The following is a 10,784-nucleotide window of genomic DNA, read 5'->3' on the forward strand; positions in this document are numbered from 1 at the left end:
GGCAAAGCCCCGGCCACCGCCACCACCCGCGGGGCTCCGGGGGCCCGGGGGCCCGGGGGCGGGCAGCCCCCGGAGACACCACCAGCACACCCCACCCCCACCCCTCAGCGAATTCGGACACCCGCCACCCTTTGGTGTGAAGTGCGATGGCTCGTGTTGTTCGGCTGGAAGTGCGAAAACTAGCTTCGTGACCGGAGGTGACGAGTCGATGACAGCCTGTGCCATCGAGACGACCACGGGAGACGGCTCTGGAAGCGGAAGCCCCGCCGTCGGCCCGGGAGCGTTCACGATCACCGCGAACGGCGCCTACGCGGCGCGGCTCGCCGGTTCCGGAGACGCCCTCTACGTGGAGCGGTGGACCCTCGACGGACCCGAGCCCTACGCCGTACCGCTGCCGGTCGCGCAGCCCGAGGAGCCCGGCGCGCTCCTGACCCCGCTGGCGGACGGCCGCGTGCTGGTCGGCCGCGCGGTGGACGGGTCCCGGTACGCGTTCTCGCTCCTCTATCCCACCGGCCCCGACACGGGCGAGCTCTCGCTCGGCTCCGTCCAGGCGCCCGCGCCCGGCGCGCTGACGCTCCTGCCGCCGTCGCCGGACGGCATCTGCGCCTACGCGATGTGCGTCGGCCCGGACACCACCACGCTGTGGCTGGTGGCGGGCGGGGCCTTCGGCCCGGAGCGGGTGGCCGAGATCAGGGGCCGCTGCTCGGGAGGCGTCTGGCTGGACCGTACGGGCCGGATGCTCGCGCTCGACCGGCAGCTGGACGGCGGCCCCGTGAAGGCGGTCGCGGTCGACCTGGAGCGCGGTGGCGAGGTGACGCCACTGCTGCAGATCACCGAGGAGAGCCACGACCGGCTGCTCCTCGCGGACCCCGACAGCGGTCTGCTGCTCATCCGCTCCGACGCGCCGTCGCCGGGCCACGACCGGCTCGGCTGGGGCGTGCTCGGCAGCCTGCTGCCGGTCAGGTTCCCCGAGTGCCTGCGGCTCGACGACGCGGCGGTGACGCCGATGGCCGTCCAGCCCGGGCAGGTGCTGATGCCGGAGAACTGCGGTGTGGCGCTGCGGATCGACGCGATGGCCGGCAGCTGGGTGGGCATGTGGCGGCCTTCGTCGCGGCGGATGCACCACCTCGCCGCGCCCGTGGGCTGGCTGGCCGGTTCGGCCCTGTGGACCGCCGACGGCGTGCTGCACCTGCCGTACGCGACGGCGGGCGCGCCGTGCGGCCTGGCGCCCCTGACGGAGCCGGCGGAGACGACGGCCGAGGCCGGGGCGGAGGCGGGGACCGGGGCCGGGGCGGAGGCGGGATCCGGGGCGACCGCCGCGGCGGCCACGGCCGGGACGCGGACGCCCGAACTCACCTCGCCCACAACGCGGACCGGTGCTGAAGCCGGTGCTCCGGAGCCGAAGGTGTGCCGCCCGGTGCCGTTGCAGCAGGCTCCGCTCACCAACCGTAAAACCGCTGGTTAAACTCACCACGCCGCATCGGAAAGAGCGACGACTACGGGGTGAGTTCCACCATGAGCGACATGGACGCGCAGGATCAGAACGGTTCGGGCAAGCATCGCGGACCGGCCGCGCCGGCGGAGGACTCGTCGTCCTCCCCGCACGGCCGCCACCGGCGCGAGCCCGACGCGCGATGACGGCGCGCTGAGCGCGTGAACGGCCCCCGGACGAAGGTCCGGGGGCCGCTCACGCTTCTCCCCACCACACCCCCATGTGGCCGGTCCCCGCCGAGCCCGCTCAGCCCTTCTTCAGGCCCAGCACCTCCGCCGCGGCGAAGGTCTCGCCGGCCGGACGTGCCGCGTAGTGCGGCGTCAGGAGGCCGTCCAGCTCCTCGTACGTGAAGACGTCCTTCGCCGTGTCGAACTTCGCGGCCACCCTGGGCCGGTCCACGATCGCCACCATGCCGCCGTGGACGACGAGGAGCTGGCCGTTGACGCCCGCCGCCGCCGGGGAGGCGAGGTAGCCGACGAGCGGCGCCACGTGTTCCGGCGACAGCGGATCGAGCTCGTCCGCGGCGGTCGGCTCGGCGAAGCCGGCGAACACGTCCTCGGTCATCCGGGTGCGGGCCCGCGGGCAGATGGCGTTCGCGGTGACCCCGTACCGGGCGAGGGCCAGCGCCGTGGAGGTGGTCAGGCCGACGATCCCGCCCTTGGCCGCCGCGTAGTTGGGCTGGCCGGCCGAGCCGGCGAGGAAGGCCTCGGACGAGGTGTTGACGATCCGGCCGTAGACGCCGCTCTCGCCGGACTTGGAACGGCCGCGCCAGTGCGCGGCGGCGAAGTGCGTGGTGTTGAAGTGGCCCTTGAGGTGGACGCGGATGACCGCGTCCCACTCGTCCTCGCTCATCGAGAAGACCATGCGGTCGCGCAGGATGCCCGCGTTGTTGACCAGCACGTCCAGCTTGCCGAACTCGCGCACGGCCAGGTCGACCAGGCCGCGCGCGGTCGCGAAGTCGGCGACGTCGCCGAGGTGGGCGACCGCCCGGCCGCCCGCCGCGCGGATCTCCGCCGCGACCTCCTCGGCGGGTGCCGCGGAGGCCTCGCCGGAGCCGTCCCGGCCGGGCTGGCCGTAGTCGTTGACGACCACGGCGGCGCCGAGCCTGGCCAGTTCCAGCGCCTCGGCCCGGCCGAGTCCGCGGCCGGCGCCGGTGACGATCGCGCTCAGCCCCTCAAGAGGGAGTGACATGGACAGGTCCTCTCAGGTGTGGGTGCCGCTGCCGTGCCCGTGCGGCGCCGGTTCCGACGCCGGTCGGACGTCCGTCGGAACCGGCATGGATCTCGCTGTTCGGTCGGATCCCGAGCACCGTCAGATCTCGGCGCTCGGCCGGATCTCGGCGCTCGGCCGGATCTCGAGCTCGGTCAGGTCTCGGCGCTCGGTCAGATCTCGATGCACGTGCGCAGGGCCACGCCCGTCCGCATCTGCTCCAGCGCCTCGTTGATCCCGGCGAGCGGCACCCGGTGGGTGATCAGGGACGCGAGGTCGATGCGGCCGGCCCGCCAGAGCGCGATGGCGCGTTCGTACGAGCGGAGCACGTCCCCGCCGCCGTACATCGAGGGCAGGATCCGCTTCTCGTCGAAGAACAGCTCGAACATGCTGAGCTGCAGGAAGTCGTCGAGCGCGCCCGCGCCGACCACGCACAGCGTGCCGCCGCGCCGGGTCGCCTCGTACGCCGTGCGCGCGGTGGCGGACCGGCCGACGACCTCGAAGACGTAGTCGAAGCCCTCGCCGCCGGTGATCCGCTGCTTGGCGTCGGCGAGCGCGTCGGGCGCGACGGCCTCGGTGGCGCCGAAGCGGAGGGCGGCCTCGCGGCGGGACTCGACCGGGTCGACGGCCACGATCTGCGCGGCGCCCTGGAGCCTGGCGCCCTGGATCGCGGAGATGCCGACGCCGCCGCAACCGATGACGGCGACCGACGAACCGGCCTCCACCTTGGCCGTGTTGACGGCGGCGCCGAGGCCCGTCGTCACGCCGCAGCCGATGAGCGCGGCGATGTCGAAGGGCACGTCGTCGGGGATGGGGACGGCGCAGCCGGCGTCGACGACGACCTCCTCGGCGAAGGTGCCGGTGCCGGCGAAGCCGAAGACGTCGCCGCCGGGGCGCCTGAAGTTGGGGGTGCCGGCGTTCATGAAGCCGGCGAGACAGAGCTGGGTCTGCCCGCGCTTACAGGCGGGGCAGCTGCCGCAGGCGGGCAGCCAGCACAGCAGCACGCGCTGGCCGACGCTCAGGCCGGTGACGCCGTCGCCGATGTCGACGATCTCGCCCGCGCCCTCGTGCCCGGGGACGAAGGGCGCGGGCTGCGGCAGCACGCCGCTCATGGCGGAGACGTCGGAGTGGCACAGGCCGGTGGCCCGGACCCGGATCCGCACCTTGCCGGGCCCGAAGCCCACCGCCTCGACGTCGTCGAGGACCTCCAGTTTGTCCTGGCCGATCTCGTGCAGTACGGCTGCGCGCATGGTGCGGCTCCCCTCGGGGGTGTCAGGGCGGGGGTGGTGAGGCGGGGTGGTCGAGGCGGGGGTGAGGTCGGGGGTGGTGCGGCTGGGGCGGTGAGGCTGGGGTGGTGAGGCGGGAAATGCCAGGGGCACGGACTCGGGTCGGGAGGGCCTCAGGAGTGTTCGACGACGGTGTCGGCGAGCACGGGCGCGTCGTCCCGTTCGACGGCACTGACCGCCACCTGCGTACGGCCCTCGCCGGACCACATCCGGATCCGCAGGGTCTCGCCCGGGAAGACGATCCCGGCGAAGCGGGTGCGGTACGAGCGGACGCGCGTGACGTCGCCGCCGAGGAGGGTGTCGACGACGGCCTTGAGAGTCATCCCGTACGAGCAGAGGCCGTGCAGGATCGGCCGGTCGAAGCCGGCGAGCTTGGCGAACTCGGGGTCGGCGTGGAGCGGGTTCCAGTCGCCGGAGAGCCGGTAGAGCAGGGCCTGGTCCTCGCGGATGGGCCGCTCGGCGGTGACGTCGGGCGTGCGGTCCGGGAGTGCGAGGCGCTCGGAGGGCCCGCGGTCGCCGCCCCAGCCGCCCTCGCCGCGCACGAAGATCTGGGCGTCGCTGGTCCACAGCGGTCCGTCGGCGTCGGCGGCCTCGGAGCGGAGCACCAGGACGGCCGCCTTGCCCTTGTCGTGGACGGCGGCGACGCGGGAGGTGGAGACGGCCCTGCCGGAGATGGGCAGCGGGCGGTGCAGGGTGATCGACTGGCCGCCGTGGAGGACGGCGGCGAGGTCGATGTCGATGCCGGGCGCGGAGAGCCCGCCGACGACACCCATGCCGGCACCGGCGACGGTGGCGAAGCTGGGCAGGACGTGGAGCCGGGATTCGAGGGTGTAGCGCAGCTCGTCGGCGTCGGTCGCGGGGACGCCCGCGCCGAGGCCGAGGTGGTAGAGCTGGACGTCCTTGTGGTCCCAGGCGATCTCCGCGCTGCGGGGCTCGGCGGCGACGGCCTTGGCGGCGTCAATGGGCATCGCTTGGTTGCTCCTTGTGGCAGGTGAAGACCTCGGCGCGGCCGTCCGCACCGTCGACCGCGCCGAGGCCGTGCGGGAGCGTTCTAGAACGCGTTCTAGAACGGTGATCCCCATGTATAGCCGAGCCCCTGGGAGTTGTGAACCCTCCTGACGAGATGTCAGAAACCACGGCGGGGCCCTGCCCGTGCCCCCTCGGGGCCGCCCGCTCTTTCCCCCCGCCGGACCCGGGACATTTGTCACCGCCAGGTCCGTACGTCCGGGCCTGCCGAACCCTCGCCCCCGCTCCGTAGCGTCGTGGCCATGACGAACGAGACAGCGAGGCCGGCAGTGAGGCCGGCAGTGAGGCCGATGGGGACGGCGACGGGACCGGGGGCGGCAACGGGGACGGCAACGGGAGCGAGGGCTGGGGCGGGTACGGCGGGGAGAAGGACGGAAACGGCGGAGACGGCCGTCGGCATGACGGCGGGCACGGCAGTCGGGACAACTGCCGGGACGGCAGCCGGGACAACGGCCGGCACGACAGCCGGCACGACGGCCGAGACGACAGCCGGGACGACGACGGCCGTCGCCTTCTCCTCCGTGACCAAGTCCTTCGGCGCCGTCCGCGCCGTGGACGGGATGGACCTCGTCATCCGCCGCGGCGAGACCGTGGCCCTCCTCGGCCGCAACGGCGCCGGCAAGTCCACCACCGTCAGCCTCCTCCTCGGCCTCGACGAGCCCGACGGCGGCCTGGTCCGGCTCTTCGACGCCGAGCCCGCCCGCGCCGTGGCGGCCGGCCGGGTGGGCGCGATGCTCCAGGACACCCGTCCGGTGCCCCGCGTCACCGTCCGCGAGCTGGTCGGGTTCGTCGCCCGCACCTACCCGGACCCGCTGCCCGTGGACGAGGTGCTGGCGCTCGCCGGCCTCACCGAGCTCGCGGACCGGCGCGCCGACCGGCTCTCCGGCGGCCAGGCGCAGCGCGTGCGGTTCACGGTCGCGCTGGCCGGCAACCCGGAACTGCTCGTCCTGGACGAGCCGACGGCCGCGCTCGACGTCGAGGCGCGCGAAGCCTTCTGGGACTCGATGCGGCGCTACGCCCGCGGCGGCAACACCGTCCTCTTCTCCACGCACTACCTGGAGGAGGCGGACGAGCACGCCGACCGGATCGTGGTCGTCGACTCCGGTCGCGTCCTCGCCGACGGCACCGCCGAGGAGCTCAAGCGCGCGGCCGGCGGCTTCACGGTCTCGTTCGACCTGGGCGGCCGGCCCTCCGAGGGGGCGGCCGCGCTGCCCGGGGTGAGCGCGGTGGAGATCCGCGGCGACCGGGCCCGGCTGCGCAGCGACGACCCCGACGCGACGGTCCTGGAGCTGGCCGCCAGGGGCCTCGTACGGCGCCTGGAGGTCACCCCGGTCTCGCTCAACGACGCCTTCCTGTCCCTCACTTCCCCGGAGCAGTCCCGATGATCACCGCCTACGTACGCCTCGAAGTCCGCCGCACCCTGCGCGACGCCGGTTTCGCGATCTCCTCGGTCGGGGTGCCCGTCATGATGTACCTGCTCTTCACGAACCTCGGCGGCCAGAACAGCGCCGCGTACAAGACCGCCGCGATGGTCGGCATGGCGGCGTACGGGGCGCTGGGTGCCGCGCTGTCGCTGGGCACCGGGGTCGCCGAGGACAAGTCCTCCGGCTGGCTGCGGCAGCTGCGGATCACGCCGATGACGCCGCGCCAGGTGGTCACCGGCCGGGCGCTGACCGGCACGGTCGTGGTCCTGCCCGCCATCCTCGCGGTACTGCTCGCGGGCGGCCTCGTCAACGGCGTACGGCTCGACGCCTGGCAGTGGGCGGTCACGGCCCTGGCCCTGTGGGCCGGCTCGCTGCCCTTCACCCTGCTCGGCCTCGGCAACGGCTACCGTCTCTCCGCGCAGACGACGGGTGTCGTCAACGTGGCCTGCAACCTGGGCCTCGCCGTGGTCGGCGGCCTGTGGTTCCCCGTCGGGCTGTTCCCGGAATGGCTGGCGACGCTCTCCTCGTACACCCCGACCAACCGCTTCTCGGAGCTGGGCCGCTCGGTCGCGGAGGGTACGGCTCCGGAGGCGGCGGCGCTGACGGTCCTGGCAGTGTGGGCGGCGCTGTTCGGCGCGTACGCGGCGGCCTCGTACCGTCGTTCGGCGAGGACGACGTGACGGGTGGCCGGAGGAACGGGTGACGGGAGGGACGGATCACCGGAGGGACGGGTGACGGGGAGGGACGGATGGCGAGAATGGTGAGCTGATGGCGGGAATGGTGATCTGGTGGCGGGATCGGTGAACTGGTGGCGGTGCCGGCGCGCGGCGCTGCGGGCGCGGGCGGAACGGCGGCACCAGGAAGGGCCGAGCGGGCTGAGCCTGCTGCCGTGGCTGCTGATGGGTCTGGGCGCGCTCTCCCACCTGATCAGCGGCGAGGCGCCGAACCCCTGGGTCGGCGGCCTGGGCCTGCTCGCCTTCAACACCCTCTACATCGCCGTCGTGCTGCGCGCGTTCGACAGGCGCCGCCGCGAGACCGCGACCACGTGGTGGCTGCTCGGCGCGCTCGGCGCGCTCACGTTCGCGCTGGCCATCGGGTACGGCAGGGAGTGGCTGCTCCTGTTCCCGCTGCTGGGCCTCGCGGTCGGCGCGATCGTGCGCGGCGCGGTCAGGCTGCGGGTGATCGTCTTCTCGCTGGTGCCGGCGGTCGCGGTGGTGACGTTCTGGCGGGACGGCTGGGACTCGTTCGGGATCGTGTACGGGACGTTCATCTCGGTCATGGTGACGGCGGCGATCCTCACCCTGAACAGCACCGTCCTGGAACTGCGGGCCACTCAGGAGGAACTCGCCCGCACGGCGGTGGAGAAGGAGCGGCTGCGTTTCTCCCGCGACCTGCACGACCTGCTCGGTCACACCCTGTCGGTCGTCGTGGTGAAGGCGGAGGCGGCCCGCCGCCTGGCGCCGCGCGACCTGGACGCGGCGCTGGCGCAGCTCGCGGACATCGAGACGGTCGGCCGGCAGGCGCTGACGGAGATCCGGGAGGCGGTGACGGGCTACCGCGAGGCCTCGCTGACGACGGAGCTCGACCGCGCCCGCGACGCCCTGTCCTCCGCCGGAATCGAGCCGGTGGTACGCCAGTCGGGCCCGCCGCTCGGACCGCAGACGGAGGCCCTGCTGAGCTGGGTGGTGCGCGAGTCGACGACGAACGCGGTACGGCACAGCGGCGCGAGCCGGTGCGAGATCGAGGTGGGCGGCGGTCCGGAACGGGTGCGGGTGACGGTCACGGACGACGGCCGCGGCGTCCCCGCGGGCAGCACGCCCGGCAGCGGGCTGCGCGGCCTGCGGGAACGGGTCGCCGCGGCGGGCGGCACCCTGACCTCGGGTCCGGGCCCGCGCGGCGGCTACCGGGTGACGGCGGAACTGCCGGTGGAGGCGCTGGAGGAGGCGGCGGAGGCGGTGCAGCCGACGGAACCGGCGGAATCGGCGGGATCGGCGGGATCGGCGGAATCGGCGGAGCAGGTGAAGGCAGCGGAGTAGCTGAAGGCGCCGGAGTGGCTGAGCGCGCCGGAGTAGCTGAGGGCGATGGAGTGGCTGAGCGCGCCGGAGTAGCTGAAGGCGGTGGAGTGGCTGTGGACGGTGGAGGGACCGACAGCGGAGCCGTAGGGGCAGCGGTCCGCTGTCGGCCCTACACCCTCAGCCGTCAACCGTCGGCTGTCAGGTGTGCTGCTCGTTGACCTGTCCGCCGATGGTCGCGTCGGAGCTGTTCCCGCTGATCGACGCCTGGGGCTTGTTGTCACGGCCGACCTCATCGAGGTTGAGCAGGTCGACGAGACCGGCCTCCTGGCCCTGGGCGGACGGGCTGTCGGCGGCCAGGGCCTGCGGGGCGCCGGCGAGACCGAGGGCGGCTCCGGCGAGGAGGACGGCGGCACATGCGCGCTGGTAGGTGTTCATGACCTGCCAACGAGCGGGACGTGATCGGGGTGCGGCGCAGGCGGTGCGGTCGCTATCCGGACACGTTGACGGGGTGGCCCCCACCACACGGCACGGCGACCCCGGAAGATCCTTCGTGGGACACGTCCCCCACCGGCGGAACTTTTCCTTCCGCACGCCCATCGGCGTCGTGCACAGCAAGATCAACTCCGTTCAACTTTGCACTTTACGCACGAACTTGTCCACTTCGCGACCAACCGAAGTCCGCCGATTTCCGGCAGTCCCGGACCTCCGGGTACCGATGGGAACTACCGGGGGCATATGACCAACCCCCCGGAGCGCAGACCATCAGGGGGTTCTCATGTCCAGCATCACTCGCCGCAAGGCCCTGGGCGTCGCCGCGGGCGCCGCCGGGGCGGCCGCGGGCCTCGCCCTGGCCGGCCGGGCCGCCGCCGCCACCGCGCACACGGCGGCCACGACGACCGGGCCTTCGGCTCCGGGCTCGTTCGACGAGGTCTACTTGGGCCGCCGCATCAAGGGCGGACAGGCGCAGGGCGGCGGACACCACGGAGGGTCCCAGGGGACGGGCCACGGTGACGGCCACGGCGGGAGCCACGGGAGCGGCCACGGGGGAAGCCACGGCGGGGGCTACACCGTCACGATCGACGGCGAGGAACTGCACGTCATGCAGAACGCCGACGGCACCTGGATCAGCGTGATCTCGCACTACGAACCCGTCGCCACGCCCAAGGCGGCCGCCCGCGCGGCGGTGCGCGAACTCCAGGGCGCACCGCTCGTCCCGCTCGCCCTCAACTGACCCGATCCGCCGGCACCCGTCGACGGCCGAGGCGATCCGCCGACCGGCCGACCGGCCGCCCGGCCCACTCGCAACGATCTCCCCGATCTCCCCGACCGTCCCGATCTTCCCGACCGTCCTGACCGTCCTAGATGAATGAGTCCGATGTTCGTGCTGGTCGCGACCATGACGAAGGGCGCCCGTTGGTCAGTGTGTGAAAACAAACCTGGACGCCCTTCTGGCGGCACTGTACGTGTTCATCGACGACCATGTGGCGCCTTGTCGCCGGATCGGGCGACCCCCGAAACTCACGGACGCCGAACTGCTGTGCCTGGCCGTCGCCCAGGTCCTGCTCGGCTTCCCCTCGGCCCGGCACTGGATCCGCTTCGCGCATGCCCGGCTGGGACACCTGTTCCGCTACCTGCCCCAGCAGTCCGCCTACAACAAGCGCCTCAACGCCGCAGGTCCGCTGATCAGCCAGGTGATCGAGGCACTGGCCCGGCAGGTGCCGACCTGGAACGACGACCTGCGGCTGATCGACTCCACCCCGCTGCCCTGCGCGGCCTCCCGCGAGACCGTCAAACGCTCCGAACTGGCCGGGCACTGCGGATACGGCTACTGCCGCAGCCACTCCCGCTTCTTCTGGGGCTTCCGGCTCTACCTGGTCACCACCGCCGAGGGCATGCCCGTCACCTGGTGTCTGGCCAACCCGAAGATCGGCGAGCGGGAGGTGATGGCCGCCCTGCTCGAACACGACCACCACCTCGTCCGCCAAGGGCAGGTGATCCTCGCCGACAAGGGCTTTGCCGGGAAGGAGTTCGAGACCTTCGTCAGCGAGCGCCTCGGCGCCCACCTCGTGCGGCCGGACCGCAAGGACGAACCGGTCCGGCACGGGAAGATCGCCCGGGTCCGACAGTGGATCGAGGCCGTCATCGACACCCTCAAAGGCCAGCTCAGCCTCGAACACCACGGCGGCAGAACCCCGGCCGGTGTCTTCGCCCGCACCGGACAACGACTCCTCGCCCTGGCCGCCGGCATCTGGCACAACTGGACCACCGGCGCCGCAGTCAAACGCTCACTGATCGCCTACGACCACTGAAAACATCGGACTCATTCATCTAG

At 73.0% G+C, this 10,784-nt stretch carries 11 protein-coding genes; 7 read left to right on the top strand and 4 right to left on the bottom strand.

Going from position 1 to position 10,784, the window contains the following annotated elements; genetic code table 11:
- Nucleotides 1-208 precede the first annotated feature (208 nt).
- Nucleotides 209-1,465, top strand: coding sequence for a hypothetical protein (locus tag ESG85_RS26375; protein WP_128983441.1), 1,257 nt, complete (start codon nucleotides 209-211; stop codon nucleotides 1,463-1,465).
- Between the two features lie 50 nt (nucleotides 1,466-1,515).
- Nucleotides 1,516-1,638, top strand: a complete 123-nt coding sequence (locus tag ESG85_RS36705; RefSeq protein ID WP_281288084.1) for a hypothetical protein — start codon at nucleotides 1,516-1,518, stop codon at nucleotides 1,636-1,638.
- Nucleotides 1,639-1,738: 100 nt separating this feature from the next.
- Here the strand turns inward: ESG85_RS36705 and ESG85_RS26380 are convergent, their stop codons facing one another.
- The 3 genes from ESG85_RS26380 to ESG85_RS26390 all read right to left on the bottom strand — a co-directional run bounded on the left by ESG85_RS26380 (nucleotide 1,739) and on the right by ESG85_RS26390 (nucleotide 4,955).
- On the bottom strand, nucleotides 1,739-2,683 hold the full coding sequence (locus ESG85_RS26380) for a 3-oxoacyl-ACP reductase (RefSeq protein WP_181019117.1): 945 nt from the start codon (nucleotides 2,681-2,683) through the stop codon (nucleotides 1,739-1,741).
- A gap of 191 nt (nucleotides 2,684-2,874) precedes the next feature.
- A complete protein-coding gene (locus ESG85_RS26385; protein ID WP_128983445.1) occupies nucleotides 2,875-3,951 on the bottom strand; it encodes a Zn-dependent alcohol dehydrogenase in 1,077 nt (358 codons plus the stop codon).
- Between the two features lie 149 nt (nucleotides 3,952-4,100).
- On the bottom strand, nucleotides 4,101-4,955 hold the full coding sequence (locus tag ESG85_RS26390) for a MaoC/PaaZ C-terminal domain-containing protein (protein WP_128983447.1): 855 nt from the start codon (nucleotides 4,953-4,955) through the stop codon (nucleotides 4,101-4,103).
- Nucleotides 4,956-5,573: 618 nt separating this feature from the next.
- Between ESG85_RS26390 and ESG85_RS26395 the strand changes: the two genes are divergently transcribed.
- The 3 genes from ESG85_RS26395 to ESG85_RS26405 all read left to right on the top strand — a co-directional run bounded on the left by ESG85_RS26395 (nucleotide 5,574) and on the right by ESG85_RS26405 (nucleotide 8,473).
- The gene (locus tag ESG85_RS26395; protein WP_246095291.1) at nucleotides 5,574-6,398 is read left to right on the top strand and encodes an ABC transporter ATP-binding protein; all 825 of its coding nucleotides are present in this window, start codon (nucleotides 5,574-5,576) and stop codon (nucleotides 6,396-6,398) included.
- Complete coding sequence (locus ESG85_RS26400; RefSeq protein ID WP_425471279.1) at nucleotides 6,395-7,117, top strand: ABC transporter permease; 723 nt, start codon at nucleotides 6,395-6,397, stop codon at nucleotides 7,115-7,117. Before ESG85_RS26395 ends, ESG85_RS26400 begins: the two co-directional genes overlap by 4 nt.
- A gap of 108 nt (nucleotides 7,118-7,225) precedes the next feature.
- Entirely contained in the window at nucleotides 7,226-8,473 is a 1,248-nt protein-coding gene (locus ESG85_RS26405; RefSeq protein WP_425471280.1) for a sensor histidine kinase, read from the top strand.
- Between the two features lie 177 nt (nucleotides 8,474-8,650).
- Here ESG85_RS26405 and ESG85_RS26410 read toward each other — a convergent pair whose 3' ends face one another.
- The gene (locus ESG85_RS26410) at nucleotides 8,651-8,887 is read right to left on the bottom strand and encodes a hypothetical protein (RefSeq protein WP_128983450.1); all 237 of its coding nucleotides are present in this window, start codon (nucleotides 8,885-8,887) and stop codon (nucleotides 8,651-8,653) included.
- Nucleotides 8,888-9,227: 340 nt separating this feature from the next.
- Here ESG85_RS26410 and melC1 point away from each other — a divergent pair, with 340 nt between their 5' ends.
- Together melC1 and ESG85_RS26420 are read left to right on the top strand one after the other, a co-directional pair.
- A complete protein-coding gene (gene melC1 / locus ESG85_RS26415; RefSeq protein WP_128983452.1) occupies nucleotides 9,228-9,683 on the top strand; it encodes an apotyrosinase chaperone MelC1 in 456 nt (151 codons plus the stop codon).
- Nucleotides 9,684-9,876: 193 nt separating this feature from the next.
- Nucleotides 9,877-10,761 carry an IS982 family transposase gene (locus ESG85_RS26420; protein ID WP_128980389.1) on the top strand — a complete coding sequence of 295 codons (885 nt, stop codon included), beginning with the start codon at nucleotides 9,877-9,879 and terminating at the stop codon, nucleotides 10,759-10,761.
- The last annotated feature ends 23 nt before the right edge of the window (nucleotides 10,762-10,784 follow it).

It is taken from the genome of Streptomyces roseicoloratus, from assembly GCF_004117935.1.
In the GTDB taxonomy this organism is placed as follows: Bacteria; Actinomycetota; Actinomycetes; order Streptomycetales; family Streptomycetaceae; genus Streptomyces; species Streptomyces roseicoloratus.